This is a genomic window from Massilia rubra (assembly GCF_011682065.1).
Lineage (GTDB): Bacteria > Pseudomonadota > Gammaproteobacteria > Burkholderiales > Burkholderiaceae_D > Telluria_A > Telluria_A rubra.
In genome coordinates this window covers 417037-432044 of the sequence record NZ_VUYU01000001.1, presented here as the reverse complement: position 1 = coordinate 432044, position 15008 = coordinate 417037, and the positions used below count along the sequence as shown (strand labels likewise).

Below are 15008 nucleotides of genomic sequence, written 5' to 3'. Positions count from 1 at the left end.
ACGAGCTTAACTCGCCGGCAGCGCGCGCCGGTAAGCCGCCGGCGTGGCCCCGAATTCGCGCGCGAACAGCTTGATGAAGGCGCTCGCGCTGGCATAGCCCAGGTCCATGGCCACCGTGGTCACCGGCTTGCCGGCGGCGAGCATTTCGAGCGCCCGCATCAAGCGCGCGCGCTGGCGCCAGGCGACGAAGCCGAACCCGGTTTCGGCGCTGAAGCGGCGCGTGAGCGTGCGCGTACTCATGGCCGCCGCTTCGGCCCAGCGTTCGAGGTCGCGCTGGTCGGCCGGATCGTCGATCAACGCACGCGCCACGCGCTGCAAGCGCGGGTCGCGCGGCAGCGGCAGTCCGAACGGCGCCGGCGGCGCGTGCCGGATCTCGTCGAGGATCAGCTGCGCCACGCGCTCGCGCTGCGCGTCGAGCGGATCGAGCGCCCACGTGGCGGCGCGCAGCACCGCTTCGCGCAACAGGCTTGAGGTACGCAGCGTGCAAGGGCGCTGCGGCAGGTCGGCGCATGCCGGTTCCGCCACATACACGCTCCAGCCCGAAAACGGCCCGTGCGAACGTACCGAATGAAAGTGGTGCGGCGGCAGCCAGACCGCATGAATCGCCGGCACGATCCACTGGCCGTCTTCCACGCCGACCGACAACAGTCCGCGCATGGATCCCATCAGTTGGCCGCGCGCGTGCCGGTGACCGGCGGAAGTGCGCTCGCGCTCCTCGCTGCCGGCGGCCACGATCACGACGGGTCCTTCCGAGGTATTGATAAGGGCGGGATCGAGGGTCAGGTCGGACATGGCGGATTCGAGCAAAATGTTGGCCGATATAGTGTACAGCGGACAGGCGGCTTTGCTTATCCTGCATTTTTATCCTTCTGGAGACAAGCATGCGAGCACACGATATCCTTCCCGACGATACAAATGAAGCCAGTTTTGCCGGCCTGGCGATCCGAAAGGGCACGGTGGCGGCCTTTCTCGCCAATGCGCGCGCCTTTGCCGATCCGGCGCTCGCGGCCGATGCGCGCGCCGCCGTGCTGGCCGATATCGAAGCGGACCTGCCGGCGCTGCGCGCGCTCGGCCTGTTCGAGGTTCTCGAGATCAGGCACGCGCCGCTGCGCGCCCTGCTGCGCGGACAGCCAGCGGCCACGCAGCCGGACCTGGACGCGCTGTATGCGGCGCCGGCGGAGCGCATCCAGAAGGCGGTGCTCGAGCGCCTGGTGCCGATGCACGAAGACTATCTGAAAGCGGCGACCTTCTTCTCGTTTGCGAGCGGGCGCGCGCAAGGACTCGACGTGTCGCCGCGCGGCGGGCCGCCCGGATTCGTGCAGGTGCTCGATGCGTACACGGTCGCCTTTGCCGACTGGCCGGGCAACAACCGCATCGAGTCGATGCGCAACCTGGCCGACGACGAGCGCGCCGCGATGCTGTTCCTGTTCCCGGGGCTGGAAGTATTCATGCGCATCAACGGACGCGCGCGCGTGAGCACCGATGCGGCGCTGCTGGCGCGGCTGGCCGAGGGCGGCAAGGCGCCGAAAACGGCCATCGTGGTGGCGATCGACGAGGTGCTGATGCATTGCGGTAAAGCGATCAACCGCGCGCGCCTGTGGCGGGAAGAGTCGCGCCTGGAGCACGCCGGCCTGCCGACGGTGGGCCAGATGCTGGCGTCGATGGCGATGATCGGCGAGGCCGATGTGGCCCAGGCGAATGCGCACTACGAGCAGGCGGTGCGCAACGATCTGTATTAAGAGCCTATCTCAGTAGATCGGAGTCGCTGCTGGCGCGCCTGGCAAGCGAGTGCCGCGTTGCTTGTCGTTGCATGGCTAGCCATGCGGCCTCCTCGCGCCTTGCCCTCGCTTGCCATGCATCGCCATCAGCTTCCCCCGATCTACTGAGATAGGCTCTAAGGGCCTGTTCCGGCCGGCCAGGCCATCTGGGATAATGTGCGCCAGCGATACATGGCGACTTTTTAGGATCTCACTGGCCGGCGGAAAAACGAATGAAACGATTGCACCGATTGCACCTGACCGCGCCGCTGGCGTTGGCAGCATTGGCCGTGTGGCTGCTACTGACGCTGGGCGGACAGTGGCTACAGGCCGGCAGTGGCCAGCACGCGCTGGCCGATGCGGCCGGCGGCGGCATCGGTGTGGGGTGGCTGCTGGCGGCCGGTTTTGCCGCCATCGTCGCCCTGGCTTCGCGCGACCGCCGCGCCGCAGGCCTGTTTGCGCCTGCACCAATGAAATCGGCCCGGCTGGTGTGGTTGCCTTTGCTGTATGCGCTCCTGATGCTGCTGGTGGCCTGGGCCGACGGCTGGCCGGCGCGCGGCGTGCTGCTGCTGGTCGCCTGCAATACGGCGCTGGTGGCGCTGTCGGAGGAACTGATGTTCCGCGCCGTCTTGTTGCAGGGCTTCCTGGACCGCTTCGCGATCTGGCCGGCAGTGTTCCTGTCCTCCGTCGTATTCGGCGCGGTGCATGCGGCCAACGGCTTCGCCAGCGGCGACGCCGGCGCCGCGCTGGTGCAGTCGGTGTCCGCCTTCTTGCAGGGCCTGGCCTACAGCGCCATCCGCCTGCGCACGCGCTCGATCTGGCCGATGGTATTGGTGCATGGACTGTGGGACTTCTCGCTGATGTCGTCGATGCTGTCGGCTACCTCGGGCGGCGACGACTCGGTGCTGCCGTATGCCGCGCTGTTCGCCGTGCTGCCCATGTGCCTGTATGGCTTGTATCTGATGCGCGCCGTGCGTGGTCATGCCATGCCGGGGATGGCGGCGCCGGCGACGTGACGGTCATCTCCTGCTCGCCAGCCTCGCGCTTGCTGTGGCGTGTGATTTGGGGGTGGGCCGCTGCCCGAGGCGGCGAAACCTTGGCGTAAATACGACAGAACCGCTCCGAAAGTGACATTAACTTTGTGCAGGTTTTGACAATACCTCAAATGTGCAAGATACTCGATTCGGATGGAAGCGTTTCCATCAAGGTCGTCATTGCCGGTAGCATCGGCTGGAAGTGCTTGCAGCCCGCACGTAAACCAACTATCAATTCGGAGACTTTCAACATGAAAACAAAGACGATTAACGTCTTGCTGGCATCAGCATTGAGCGCCGGCGCCATCGCCGGTTGTGGCGATAACGCGGCGCGCGAGCGGGTCGACGGCGGGCAAGCCCCCGTTGCCCCGGTGCAGACAGCGACGCAAGCCGGTTCCAGCGCCAACATTGCCGCCATCTGCATACTCCAGGCTGAAAACTATTCCGACGCCTTCGACACCACGGCTGGCAACACAGGTAACCAATACCGCGCCGACAACGTCGATATTGAAGCCACTAGCGACGCCGGCGGAGGTTATGACGTTGGCTGGACTGCCAATGGCGAATGGCTGGCGCACAACAACATCACCTTCCCCACCAGCGGCGCGTATACCTTTGCGTACCGTGTCGCCGCCCCTTCGGCTGGCGGCGTGATTTCCACCGACCTGAATGGAGGCACGATCCCGCTGGGCAGCACCTCGGTTCCCGCAACGGGCGGCTGGCAGAACTGGGCCACCGTGCAGCGCACCATCAACGTCAATGCCGGCACTTACAACCTCGGCACCTTCATCAGCAGCGCGGGCTTTAACCTTAACTGGATCAGCATCGCCGGCGCGAGCTGCGGCACCACGCCACCACCTGACGGCTGGACGCTGGCCTGGGCGGACGAGTTCAACGGCACCTCACTGGACACCTCGAAGTGGAACATCGAGGTCAACGGGGATGGTGGCGGCAACAACGAGTTGCAGTACTACACCGCGCGTTCGGAGAACATCCGTGTCACCGGCGGCGAACTGGTGATCCAGGCGCGCAAGGAAGCCTACATGGGCAAGCAGTACACCTCGGGCCGCATTACCACCCAGAACAAGGCCAGCTGGCAGTATGGCCGGATAGAAGCGCGCATGAAAATCCCGACCGGCAAGGGTACCTGGCCGGCCTTCTGGATGCTGGGTAACTCCATCAACAGTGCGCGCTGGCCGGCAAGTGGTGAAATCGACATCATGGAGCACATCAATTCCGAAGCGGTCACCCACGGCACCATCCACTGGTCGGATCAGAACAACGCGTATGCCAATTACGGCGGCCCATCGGGCAACCTGGACTTCTCGCAGTACCATGTGTACGCCGTGGAGTGGGATACCTCGATGATCCGCTGGTATGTGGACGGAAACAAATTCCACGAAGTCAATATCGCCGGCGGCATCAACGGCACGTCGGAGTTCCATGCGCCGTTCTTCCTCCTGTTTAACCTGGCGGTCGGCGGCAACTGGCCTGGCAGCCCGGATGGATCGACCGCCTTCCCGAACCAGATGCAGGTTGACTACGTTCGCGTTTATCGCAGGTAATACTGAGCTGGAGAGAAAGCACTTTCTCTCCAGCTGTTTACCTTCAGCGCGTCCGCAATGCTGATGATGGGGACGACTACTGCAGCGCCCCTCTCTGCAATTCGAAGGCCCCCATTTACGCCTGCCGGATCTGGCCAGATCATCGCTCGCCGTGGTGCTGTTCGAGCGAGAGCGGACCAAGCCCATCTCCATGAGAATGACAGCGGCAGTACCATTGCATGAGCATGTGGATTCTGTAAAAACAATGAGAACGTTTAACGTGGCCGTATTATGATGACGCGCCGGTAATCATCGGGTCCCGGCACGCACGAAACGCCGCGCTTCCCGCCTGGCTTCAGCATCACCTTGGAATGCCACATGAAACACCGTTTGCCATGGCTGCTCGCGGTATTGACCGCCAGTTGTACATTTCCCCTTGCCGCCAACGCGAAGCTCGACGACCCGATTTTCCCCGAGCGCGGCGTACCGAAGTGCGAGCGCCATGTTGACGGTTTCGTCGGCGACCAGGGAGAACGTTTTTCCGCCACTGAGTATCAACATGGGTCGTACCTGGACGTCGATACAGTTCTCCGCTTTTATACGGAACGCTTCGGGCGCGCGCCCACGCAAGACAAGGGCGATCCATTTTCCTGGATATTCAGGGAGAACGGTGCGGAAATGAGCTATCTGGTGCGTCCGATGGAAGCGGGAGGTCTTTGGTACCACTGCAATAGCATCCCATCGGACGTTCGGACGGTCGTGTTCGTCTCGACGGTGTACTCGTCAGACATCCGCGCGACGCCCCGCAAACGGGCCAGGCGGGTCAAATAGAACGCATCCGCACCTGACGATCTAATTATCAGCGACAGGGAGCGGATACTGCAGCGGTTCGACAGCCCACATGCGCTGTTCGCGCTTGTTCCAGGTAAGCTGGCCAATCAAGTCACCTTCGGCGTCATATACACGCAGGTTGGCCGGGCTGCGTTCTCCGGGACCAGGTCCGCAATACGCTCCCACAAAACAGGACTTCGGTTCGACCACGCCAAAATCGCACTGCGCATGTTTGAGGAGAGGCTGCGCGACATTCATCAACTGATATCGCGCCCCTCCACAACAAAGCGCCCGGGGCGCTTGGCGCCGTCCCATGCGCCAGCGCAGTTGGTCTTCGATTTCCTTGAGCGCGCCTGCCGCATCCATGTATTCGGTATCGCCCGGATAATCCACTTTCCGGCCACCCCGCGCGGCGCCGTAGGCGTCTTCAAAAACCCGCACAGAAGCAATATCCTCCACCAGGCAAAGGCAATCGCAATCCTTGCACCACGCCGGGCGTATATTGACCGACAACAGATCGTCATAGGCCACCTGATTTCCCACCGGTTCCGTCCCCACGTAATACCACGCCTCGCGAAATGCAAACTCAAACTTTTCGTGGCAGCTGCTGCACGCATAATGACTGGGGAACATCGGGGTCTCGGGCGGATGGCGGAATGGCTCATTATCCGCCGGATTCTCACGACCAACAAGCATGCCGGCCTACCACACCCGGTACACCTGCCCCGTCTGCGCACCTTCCACGCTGCGGCTGTACGCCAGCGCCACGCGGCTGGCCGGCGCCGCCTCGAATCCATGAAAATACGGCCCATACGCATCGAGCGATTCTTCCAGCACCGTCGGGCTGATGGCATTGATGCGCAGTCCGCGCGGCAGTTCGATCGCCGCGCCGCGCACAAACCCTTCCACCGCGCTGTTGATCATGCTGGCCGACGCGCCAAAGCGGATCGGCTGCTCGCCCACGATGCCGCTGATCAGGGTGATCGATCCGCCGTCGCTCAAGTACTCGGCCGCCACCTGCGCCACATTCACCTGCCCCATTAACTTGCTGGTGATACCAACCTGGAACTGCTCCGGCCCCAGTTCGGCCAGCGGCCCGAAATGCACCGCGCCCGCCGCCACCACCACGGCATCGACCTTGCCGACTTGCCCGAACAGGGCGCGCACTTGGGCGATATCACGGATATCGGCGCGCACGTCGCCGCTGTTGGCGCCGACGCTCACGATCTCGTGGCGCACGGCCAGATGGGAAGAAACCGCCTTGCCGATGGTGCCGCTGGCACCGATAACGATGATTTTCATAGTGACTCCAAAAGGAAGAATGCGGAGTAACAGTATCTCGCCGTTAGCAATGAAGATAAATGGGCTACCATGACGGATATTACATCCTAAAAATTCGGAATCGATGGACAAGCTGCGCAGCATGGAGATTTTCACGGCGGTGGTCGACGAGGGCAGCTTCACGGCGGCCGCCACCCGTTTCGACATGTCGGCGGTCATGGTCGGCAAGCACGTGCGCTTTCTGGAAGAGCTCCTGGGCGCGCGCCTGCTGGCGCGCACCACGCGGCGCCAGAGCCTGACCGAAATCGGCGAACAGTTCGTGGAGCAGTGCCGCAGCATCCTGGAACAGGTACGGGCCGCCGAATCGGGCGCGGAAGCGATGCGCCTGGCGCCGCGCGGACGGTTGCGCATCAGCGCCCCGGTGACCTTCGGCAGCGAGTCGCTCTCGCCGCTGCTGCCCGCCTACCTCGCCCGTTATCCCGAAGTGAGCCTCGACCTGGAACTGAACGACCGCCTGGTCGACGTCGTCGACGATGGCTACGACGCGGCCATCCGCATCAGTGAACTAGACGACTCGGGCATGATCGCGCGCCGGCTGCGTCCCTACCGCATGCTGATCTGCGCTTCGCCGGAGTACCTTGCGCGGCATGGCACGCCGCGCGTGCCGGCCGATCTGGCGCGGCACGAATGCCTGGACTTCATGCATTGGAAAAAACTGGTGCGCTGGCGCCTGGGCGACGACGACGGCAGCGCGCCGGCGCGGGTCAGCCGCTTCCGCTCGAACAATGGCCAGGCGCTGAAACAGGCGGCGCTGGCCGGCTTCGGCATCGTGATGCAGGCGCAGGTCATGCTGGCCGACGAAGTGGCGGCGGGGCGGCTGGTGTCGCTGATGGAAGCGCACATTCCACCGCCGCGCACCATGCACGTGCTGTATCCGCGCGACCGCCAGGCCACGCCGAAACTGACAACGTTTATCGATTTTCTGCTGGAGCACTTCGGCCCGCTGTAGTACGCATTGCGCACGACAGCGGGAAGCGCTTAGAGCTTGTCTCGGTAGGCCGGGGGAAGCGGAGGGCGACATGCGCGTGGGCGATGCATGGCGGGCGCGGGCAAGGCGTGAGGAGGCCGCATGGCTAGCCATGCAACGACGAACAACGCTGCCCCCGCCCGCCAGGCGCGCCAACTGCGACTCCGGCCTACCGAGACAGGCTCTTAGCGCGCCGCCTGGGCGATGGTCGCTTCGGCCGCTGGCTGGGTCCAACCGCCGCCAAGCGAACGCGCCACGGCCACGCTGGCCAGCAGGCGCTGGGTGCGGATCTGGGCGGCGGCGCGGTCGGCCGTCAGGGAACTGCGCTGGGCGTCGGTCACGTCCAGATAGGTCGACAGGCCACGCTCGTAGCGTGCCTGCGCCACCAGGTAGGCGCGCGCCGCGGCCTGCTGCGACTGGGCCTGCACTTCACCCTGGCGCTGGCGCTGCTGCACGTCCGACAAGGCATCTTCCACTTCGCGCAGGGCCGTCAACAGCTTGGTTTCATGATTGGCGCGCGCTTCGGCGTAACGCGCCTGCGACATGGCCAGGTTGGCTTTGTTGCGGCCGCCATCGAAGATCGGCAGCGACAAGGCCAGCGGCCCCACCGAGAACTGGCGCGCACCGCTGTCGGCCAGGTTGCGCAGGCTCTCGGAAGCGAAACCAAAATTGCCGGTCAGGGTCAGCGACGGATAAAACGCGCCTTCCGATACCGCCACCTGCGCATTGGCCGCGCGCAGGCCGGCCACGCTCGAGGCCAGGTCGGGCCGCTGCGCCAGCAGGGTGGCCGGAAGGCCGACCGGAATGCTTGGTGGCGCCGGCAGCTCCGTCTTGTCCATGGCGGCGATCAGCGGCGACGACGGCGACACGCCAACCAGGGTGGCCAGGCTGTGTTCGAGCAGGTTGCGCTGGCGCTGCACTTCGTGCAAGTCCGCCTCGGCGTTGCCACGCTCGATGCGGGCGCGCGAGACATCGAGTTCGTTGGTCAGGCCGGCGCCAAAGCGCGCTTCGACCAGTTGCTGCGATTCGCCGCGGGTGGCCAGCGCATTTTTCAGGATCGCCAGTTCGGCATCCATGCCGCGCAACTGCCAGTAGGTGCTGGCCACCTGCGCCGAGAGCAGCAAAATCACGCCGTCACGGTCGTCCTGCGCCGCCAGCGCCTGGGCGTCGGCCGCTTCGACCACGCGCTTGACGCGGCCCCACAGGTCCAGCTCATACGAGAGCGAGCCGCCGACGAAGTAGTTATTCCCTTCGATCGAACGGTGCCCCAGGGCCAGGCCCTGCGAAGTCTCGGCCGAACTGCGGGAATTAGCAACCGAGGTGCTGACGTTCACGCTCGGCGAGAGCGCCGCGCGCAGGTTGCCCATCTGGGCCTGCGCCTGCAGCAGGCGTTGCGCGCTCGCTTTGACGCCAGGGTTGTCACGCACGGCGCGCTGCTCAAGGTCGTTCAGGGTGGCGTCGCCGAACACGCTCCACCAGCTTGCCGGCAGGCGCGCGCCAGCCTGGTTGTCGGCGCCGGCGTGGCGCCAGGCCGGGTTGGCAAGGGCGACAGGTTCGACGAAATCGGCGCCGATGGTGGCGCAGCCGGACAGCGCCAGCAGCGCGCACAGGATCAGTGGCTTCAAGATGATTCTCCCTACTTTTAATGAGCGCCCGCGCCGGGACCGGACGGGGCTTTGACGTTGTCGGCGAACAGCAGCGCGCCGACGCAAGCGAACAGGAATACGGCCATGATGACAAAGCCATCGTTGTAGGCCATGACATAGGCTTCGCGCCGCACCACGCCGCCGATCACGGCCAGCGCCTGGTTGGCGGCGGTGGCCGGGTCGATGCCGTTGGCCACAAAGGCGGCGGTCAGCTGGTCCAGGCGTTCCTGGACCGGGGCCGACATGGCGGTGACCGACTGGCCGATGATCGCCGAGTGAAAGTGCTCGCGGTTGGTCAAGCTGGTGGCCAGCATGGCGATGCCGATCGAGCCGCCCAGGTTACGCGTCATGTTGAACAGGCTCGATGCGGACGAGGTGTCGGCCGGTGCGATTTTATGCATCGCGAAGCTCGACAAGGTCAGCATGATGAAAGGCTGGCCCAGGGCGCGCACGACCTGAGACCAGAACAGCTGGTCGTACCCGGTGCTCGCATCCATGTGCGAATTCATCAGGCACGAAATTCCAAACAGGGTCAGGCCGATCGAGCACAGGATGCGGTTGTCGACCTTGGACGAGAGCGCGGCGGCGAACGGCATGATGAACAATTGCGGCAGGCCGGCCCACATGATGACTTCACCGATCTGCATCGGCGTGTAGCCGGCGATCTGGCCCAGGTACAGCGGCAGCAGGAAGGACGAGCCGTACAGGCCCATGCCGATCACCGCCGACAAAATCGTGGCCACGACGAAGTTGCGCTGCCCGTACAGGCGCAGGTTCACGAACGGATCGGGGCGCGTGAGGCTGGTAACGACCCAGCCCACCAGGCCAATGAGCGACAGGCTGGCAAAGGCCATGATGAAGTTCGATTCGAACCACTCCTTCGAATTGCCTTCTTCCAGGAAGATGGTCAGGCAACCGAGGCCCATGGCCATCAGGAAGATGCCGAGCCAGTCGGCCTTGAGCAGCAGGCGCAGGTTGCTCGGACCACGGTCCAGGCCCCACCAGATGCCGCCGATCAGCAACAGGCCTGGCACCCAGTTAATGTAGAAAATCGACGGCCAGCCGTAGATTTCGGACAGGTAGCCGCCCAGGGTCGGCCCCATGGCTGGGGCCAGGGTCGCGGTCAAGCCGAAAATGGCCATGCCGACCGAACGGCGCGAGGCCGGCAGCTTGGCCATGACCAGGGTCATCGCCATGGGAATCAAGGCGCCGCCGGTGAACCCTTGCAGCGCGCGGAACACGATCATGCTTTCCAGGTTCCAGGCGGAGCCGCACAGGGTCGAGAACACCAGGAACAGCGCGGTGGTGCCCATCATGTACATGCGCATGCCGAACACGCGCGCGAGCAGCGCGGTCATCGGGATGACCACGATTTCGGCGCACAGGTAGGCGGTGGAAATCCACGAGCCTTCTTCCTGCGTGGCCGACAGGGTGCCCAAAATGTCTTTGAGCGAGGAGTTGGTGATCTGGATATCCAGGATCGCCATGAACGCGCCCAGCATGCCGGCGGCGACGGCGATCCAGGTGCGCAGGTCGACCTTTTCGGCGATCGGCGGCGCTGCCGCCATTCTGCCGGCGGTCATGGTGTTGGTCGGGCTGCTCATGAAATGTGCTTAGTGGGCTGCGGGGGCGGCAACCGGGGCGGTCGCGGTCTTGGTGGCGGGAGCGGCCTGGCCGATGTCGATTTCGGCCAGTGCCGACATGCCCGGCACCAGGCGGCCTTGCAGGGCCTTGACGTCTTCGGCGCGCAAGACGATCTTGACCGGCACACGCTGGACGATCTTGGTGAAGTTACCGGTGGCGTTATCGGCCGGCAGCAGGGCGAACTGGTTGCCCGAGGCCGGCGAGAAGCTGTCGATGCGCCCGACCAGCGGATGCTTCGGCATGGCGTCGATCACCACGTGCACGGCCTGGCCCGGATGCAGGTCGGCCAACTGGGTTTCCTTGAAATTGGCGGTGATCCAGACATCGTCCTGCACGATGGCGGCAAGCTGCTGGCCCGGCTGGACGCGCGCGCCCACTTCCACGCTGCGGCGGCCAAGGCGCCCTTCGACCGGCGCCAGGATGCGGTTGTAGGCCAACTGCTGCTGGGCGTCTTTCAACTGGGTTTGCAGGACCTTGATCTGGGCCTTGACGACATCGCGCGCGGCGCCGGCGGCGGTGATCTGGGCCTGGGCCGCGACCACGGTGCCGCGCCGGGCGGAGACGTCGGCCACGGCACCGGCGCGGCCGGCGTTGGCGGCATCGAGTTCGGCTTTCGACACGGCCTTCATCTGCGAGGTATACAACTGGCCGAAACGCTCGGCGTCCTGCTTGGCGCGCAGCAGCAGCGCTTCCGATTGCACCACCTGGGCCGAGGCGGCAGCGGCCTGCGCGCGCACCTGTTCTACCTGGGCGTCGGCCTGCAGCACCTGCTGCTGCGCGCTGGCGATCTGCGCCTGGATCTGTTCGACCTTGACGCGCTGGTCGGCCGGATCGAGTTCGGCGATCACATCGCCGGCCTTGACGGTCTGGTTATCTTCCACCAGCACCTTGGTCACCACGCCGGCAATGCGGGCCGATACCGGGTGCACGTGGCCGGACACGAAGGCATTCTCGGTCTCGACGAAATGGGAGCTGCGGTACCACATGCGGCCACCGGTGCCGATCGCCACCACGGCGATCAGGGCCAATACGCCGCGCACGCGCCAGTTGGGCGGGGTCGCGGCGGGGGCGGCGACGGTTGGAACGGCGGCGAGTTCTTTTGGCTCGGCCTTGGCTTGTGCTTGCGACATGGTACTGCTCCGATAATGAAATGGGGTAGGGGCATTATTCCCTAAGCATTTCACCAAGTCAAGAAATGAAACGGTTGCATTTCATTTTAGATTGAATTAGAGTGATGGCATGACGACAGCCTTCCCTGCCCCACCAGTACCGGCCGCCCCAGCTACCAAGTCGGCGGGCCGGCCGCGCGCCTGCGAGCTCGAAGCGCGCCACAACAACCTGATCCAGACCGCTGGCGAACTGATGCTCAAGCACGGCTACAGCAAGGTCAGCCTGGAAACCATCGCCCGTGAAGCCCACGTGGCGGTGCGCACGATCTACGTCAAGTTCGGCGGCAAGGCGGGCTTGTTCCAGGCGGTGCTGCTGGCCAACCGCAGCCGCTTCTTCACGGCCAGCGCGGTGGAAAGCGATATGCGCCCGCTCAAGCAGGCCATTTCCGAATTCAGCCTGCAGTTCTTCGACATGATCAGCGCGCCCGAGGCCTTGAGCATGCAGCGCATGGTGGTTGCCGAAGCGGCGTCGAACCCGGAATTATCGACCTCGTTCTACGAAGCCGGGCCGCGCCAGACGCGCGAGATGCTGCTGCGGTATTTTGCGCGTGCCGACGTGCGGGCGCAGTTGCGCGAGGATCTGGCGCTGGAATTGATTCCCACGTTTTTGCTCAATTGCGTGCAGGGCGAATACTTCGGACGCTTCTTGTTCCAGCCGGTTGCGCAGGCGCGGGAAGATGTGGTGACGGCGCTGGAACAGCGGCTCGACCTGTTTTACCGCAGCGTGCTGCGGGCGCCCTGACCCTCGTCGGCGGCCGCGTGCCTGGAAGAATGTGCGTCATCGCACCGAAGTGGTGCGTTTTTTCTGGCACAGTTCACGTCTTTCAAGGAGGATGTATGAGCAAGTCTGCTCGCTACGAATGGCATGACCAGCAAGCGTCACTGAATGAACGGATGAAGGGATTTTTAGAGAACCCGAACATGGAACAACTCGAAGCGGTGGTCGCGGAGATGCACGCGTATGCGGCTGCGGCGAGGTCGGGGAATATCGAGATTCCTGCGCGGTGGGTGAGTTTTCACTGAATTTACAGACTATCCAAAACCGTGAAACCGTCGTTCCCGGCATTGCCGGAACCGACTTCCCGCGAAGGCGGGAACCCAAGTTCAAACTGCCGCAGCGGCTACTTGACCTTGGGTTCCCGCCTGCGCGGGAACGACGCTATTGAGATACTTGGCCATCGCAACCGCCGAAAAAAAGCCCCGTTGACGCATACACGTGAACGGGGCTTTTTGTATTCCTGCTCTTACTTCTTGCGCACCGGCGGCAAGTCCGTGCACACGCCTTCATACACTTCCGCCGCCATCCCGATCGACTCGCCCAGGGTCGGATGCGGGTGAATCGTCTTGGCGATATCGATGCCATCGGCGCCCATCTCGATCGCCAGCGCGATTTCACCGATCATGTCGCCCGCATGCGTGCCCACGATCCCGCCACCGACAATGCGGTGCGTTTCGGCGTCGAACAGCAGCTTGGTGAAGCCCTCGTCACGCCCATTGGCAACCGCGCGACCGCTGGCAGCCCAAGGGAAGTGCCCTTTTTCGAGCTTGATGCCCTTGGCTTTCGCCTCGTCTTCGGTAATGCCGACCCATGCCACTTCGGGATCGGTATACGCCACCGATGGAATCACCTTGACGTCGAAGAACGCCTTCTCGCCATGCGCCGCTTCGGCCGCGACGTGCGCTTCGTGCACCGCCTTGTGCGCCAGCATCGGCTGGCCGACCAGGTCGCCAATGGCGAAAATGTGCGGCACATTGGTGCGCATCTGCGCGTCGACCGGGATGAAACCGCGGTCGGTGACCGTCACACCGGCCTTGTCGGCGGCGATCTTGCCGCCGTTCGGGCTGCGGCCCACGGCGACCAGCACCATGTCGTAGATCTGCGGCTCGGGCGCGGTGGCGCCGGCTTCCGCCGCTTCGAAGCTCACTTTGATGCCCTCTTCCAGCGCTTCCACGGCGACCGTCTTGGTCTTGGTCATGACCTTGTCGAAGCGCTTCTCGTTGAACTTCTGCCAGACCTTGACCATGTCGCGGTCGGCGCCCTGCATCAGGCCATCGAGCATTTCGACGACGTCGATGCGGGAACCGAGGGTCGAGTACACGGTGGCCATTTCCAGGCCGATGATGCCGCCGCCAATGACCAGCATGCGTTTCGGGATCTGGCGCAGCTCCAGCGCGCCCGTCGAATCGACGATGCGCGGATCTTTTGGCACGAACGGCAGGTTGACCACGGCCGAACCGGCGGCGATGATCGCCTTTTGGAACTGCACGACCTTCTTGCTGCCGTCGGTGGCCGTCACTTCGATGTGATTGGCGCTGACGAACTGGCCGACACCCTGCACCACATTGACCTTGCGCATCTTGGCCATGCCCGACAGGCCGGTGGTCATCTTGGTGATGACCTTGTCCTTGTAGGCGCGCAGCTGGTCGATGTCGATGTCCGGCTTGGCGAAGCTGATGCCGTGCTTGGACATGGCTTGCGTTTCATCGATCACGGCCGCCACGTGCAGCAGCGCTTTCGATGGAATGCAGCCAACGTTCAGGCACACGCCGCCGAGCGAGGCGTAACGCTCGATCAGCACCGTGTTCATGCCCAGGTCGGCCGAACGGAATGCCGCCGAGTAGCCGCCGGGACCTGCGCCGAGCACCATCATCTCGCATTCGATGTCGACCTTGCCGTCGTACTTGGCCATGCTTGGCGCGGGCGTCGCTGCCACCGGCGCCGCTGGCGGCGTCGGATGCGCTGGCGCCTGCGATTCGGCACGGTCGGCCGCTGCCGGTGCGGCGGCGGCGGGAGCGGCGGCGGCAGGTGCGGCAGCAGCGGCGTCGCCGGCAGCGTCGAGCACCAGCAGCATCGAGCCTTCGGCGATCTTGTCGCCCACCTTGACTTTGATTTCCTTGACCACGCCGGCGTGACTGGCCGGGATTTCCATGCTGGCCTTGTCGGATTCGACGGTGATCAGGGATTGGTCGACCTTGATCGTGTCGCCCACCTTGATCATCACTTCAATGACTTCGACTTCCTTGAAGTCGCCGATATTCGGTACTTTTACCTCGATTGTGCTCATCGCTGTGTCG

Annotated in this window: 14 protein-coding genes; 7 read left to right on the top strand and 7 right to left on the bottom strand. The window is 64.1% G+C overall.

Annotation, left to right across the window (positions count from 1 at the left end; all coding sequences use genetic code 11):
- Positions 1-6: 6 nt before the first annotated feature.
- On the bottom strand, positions 7-792 hold the full coding sequence (locus tag F0185_RS01815; protein ID WP_167221027.1) for an AraC family transcriptional regulator: 786 nt from the start codon (positions 790-792) through the stop codon (positions 7-9).
- Positions 793-1091: 299 nt separating this feature from the next.
- Between F0185_RS01815 and F0185_RS01810 the strand changes: the two genes are divergently transcribed.
- From F0185_RS01810 to F0185_RS01795, 4 genes are all read left to right on the top strand, one after another.
- The gene (locus F0185_RS01810; RefSeq protein ID WP_370663960.1) at positions 1092-1739 is read left to right on the top strand and encodes an MSMEG_1061 family FMN-dependent PPOX-type flavoprotein; all 648 of its coding nucleotides are present in this window, start codon (positions 1092-1094) and stop codon (positions 1737-1739) included.
- Positions 1740-1990: 251 nt separating this feature from the next.
- Entirely contained in the window at positions 1991-2773 is a 783-nt protein-coding gene (locus F0185_RS01805) for a CPBP family intramembrane glutamic endopeptidase (RefSeq protein WP_167221025.1), read from the top strand.
- Between the two features lie 269 nt (positions 2774-3042).
- Positions 3043-4356 (top strand): carbohydrate-binding protein, encoded by a 1314-nt coding sequence (locus F0185_RS01800; RefSeq protein ID WP_167221023.1) that lies wholly within the window; start codon positions 3043-3045, stop codon positions 4354-4356.
- Between the two features lie 357 nt (positions 4357-4713).
- On the top strand, positions 4714-5166 hold the full coding sequence (locus tag F0185_RS01795) for a hypothetical protein (RefSeq protein WP_167221021.1): 453 nt from the start codon (positions 4714-4716) through the stop codon (positions 5164-5166).
- A 21-nt stretch (positions 5167-5187) separates the two neighbouring features.
- Here F0185_RS01795 and F0185_RS01790 read toward each other — a convergent pair whose 3' ends face one another.
- Together F0185_RS01790 and F0185_RS01785 are read right to left on the bottom strand one after the other, a co-directional pair.
- The gene (locus tag F0185_RS01790; RefSeq protein ID WP_167221019.1) at positions 5188-5862 is read right to left on the bottom strand and encodes a hypothetical protein; all 675 of its coding nucleotides are present in this window, start codon (positions 5860-5862) and stop codon (positions 5188-5190) included.
- 6 nt (positions 5863-5868) lie between these two features.
- A complete protein-coding gene (locus F0185_RS01785; protein WP_167221017.1) occupies positions 5869-6468 on the bottom strand; it encodes a short chain dehydrogenase in 600 nt (199 codons plus the stop codon).
- A 103-nt stretch (positions 6469-6571) separates the two neighbouring features.
- On the opposite strand from F0185_RS01785, the gene F0185_RS01780 reads away from it, so the two are divergent.
- Positions 6572-7456 carry a LysR family transcriptional regulator gene (locus tag F0185_RS01780; protein WP_167221015.1) on the top strand — a complete coding sequence of 295 codons (885 nt, stop codon included), beginning with the start codon at positions 6572-6574 and terminating at the stop codon, positions 7454-7456.
- 203 nt (positions 7457-7659) lie between these two features.
- On the opposite strand, the gene F0185_RS01775 is transcribed toward F0185_RS01780, so the two are convergent.
- The 3 genes from F0185_RS01775 to F0185_RS01765 are packed head-to-tail and all read right to left on the bottom strand — an operon-like array spanning position 7660 to position 11894.
- Positions 7660-9099 (bottom strand): efflux transporter outer membrane subunit, encoded by a 1440-nt coding sequence (locus tag F0185_RS01775; protein WP_187362410.1) that lies wholly within the window; start codon positions 9097-9099, stop codon positions 7660-7662.
- 17 nt (positions 9100-9116) lie between these two features.
- On the bottom strand, positions 9117-10724 hold the full coding sequence (locus F0185_RS01770) for a DHA2 family efflux MFS transporter permease subunit (RefSeq protein ID WP_167221013.1): 1608 nt from the start codon (positions 10722-10724) through the stop codon (positions 9117-9119).
- A gap of 9 nt (positions 10725-10733) precedes the next feature.
- Positions 10734-11894 carry an HlyD family secretion protein gene (locus F0185_RS01765; RefSeq protein ID WP_167221011.1) on the bottom strand — a complete coding sequence of 387 codons (1161 nt, stop codon included), beginning with the start codon at positions 11892-11894 and terminating at the stop codon, positions 10734-10736.
- Positions 11895-12003: 109 nt separating this feature from the next.
- Between F0185_RS01765 and F0185_RS01760 the strand changes: the two genes are divergently transcribed.
- Together F0185_RS01760 and F0185_RS01755 are read left to right on the top strand one after the other, a co-directional pair.
- Complete coding sequence (locus tag F0185_RS01760; protein ID WP_167221009.1) at positions 12004-12675, top strand: TetR/AcrR family transcriptional regulator; 672 nt, start codon at positions 12004-12006, stop codon at positions 12673-12675.
- Between the two features lie 95 nt (positions 12676-12770).
- The gene (locus tag F0185_RS01755; RefSeq protein ID WP_099875462.1) at positions 12771-12956 is read left to right on the top strand and encodes a hypothetical protein; all 186 of its coding nucleotides are present in this window, start codon (positions 12771-12773) and stop codon (positions 12954-12956) included.
- A gap of 221 nt (positions 12957-13177) precedes the next feature.
- On the opposite strand, the gene lpdA is transcribed toward F0185_RS01755, so the two are convergent.
- Positions 13178-14998 (bottom strand): dihydrolipoyl dehydrogenase, encoded by a 1821-nt coding sequence (gene lpdA / locus F0185_RS01750; protein ID WP_167221007.1) that lies wholly within the window; start codon positions 14996-14998, stop codon positions 13178-13180.
- Positions 14999-15008 lie beyond the last annotated feature (10 nt).

Bases quoted from the DNA above. Each gene is read 5' to 3' on its own strand.
- F0185_RS01760 (WP_167221009.1), top strand. From the start codon at position 12,004: ATGACGACAGCCTTCCCTGCCCCACCAGTACCGGCCGCCCCAGCTACC.
- lpdA (WP_167221007.1), bottom strand. From the start codon at position 14,998: ATGAGCACAATCGAGGTAAAAGTACCGAATATCGGCGACTTCAAGGAA.
- F0185_RS01805 (WP_167221025.1), top strand. From the start codon at position 1,991: ATGAAACGATTGCACCGATTGCACCTGACCGCGCCGCTGGCGTTGGCA.
- F0185_RS01800 (WP_167221023.1), top strand. From the start codon at position 3,043: ATGAAAACAAAGACGATTAACGTCTTGCTGGCATCAGCATTGAGCGCC.
- F0185_RS01770 (WP_167221013.1), bottom strand. From the start codon at position 10,724: ATGAGCAGCCCGACCAACACCATGACCGCCGGCAGAATGGCGGCAGCG.
- F0185_RS01815 (WP_167221027.1), bottom strand. From the start codon at position 792: ATGTCCGACCTGACCCTCGATCCCGCCCTTATCAATACCTCGGAAGGA.
- F0185_RS01790 (WP_167221019.1), bottom strand. From the start codon at position 5,862: ATGCTTGTTGGTCGTGAGAATCCGGCGGATAATGAGCCATTCCGCCAT.
- F0185_RS01755 (WP_099875462.1), top strand. From the start codon at position 12,771: ATGAGCAAGTCTGCTCGCTACGAATGGCATGACCAGCAAGCGTCACTG.
- F0185_RS01780 (WP_167221015.1), top strand. From the start codon at position 6,572: ATGGACAAGCTGCGCAGCATGGAGATTTTCACGGCGGTGGTCGACGAG.
- F0185_RS01785 (WP_167221017.1), bottom strand. From the start codon at position 6,468: ATGAAAATCATCGTTATCGGTGCCAGCGGCACCATCGGCAAGGCGGTT.
- F0185_RS01765 (WP_167221011.1), bottom strand. From the start codon at position 11,894: ATGTCGCAAGCACAAGCCAAGGCCGAGCCAAAAGAACTCGCCGCCGTT.
- F0185_RS01795 (WP_167221021.1), top strand. From the start codon at position 4,714: ATGAAACACCGTTTGCCATGGCTGCTCGCGGTATTGACCGCCAGTTGT.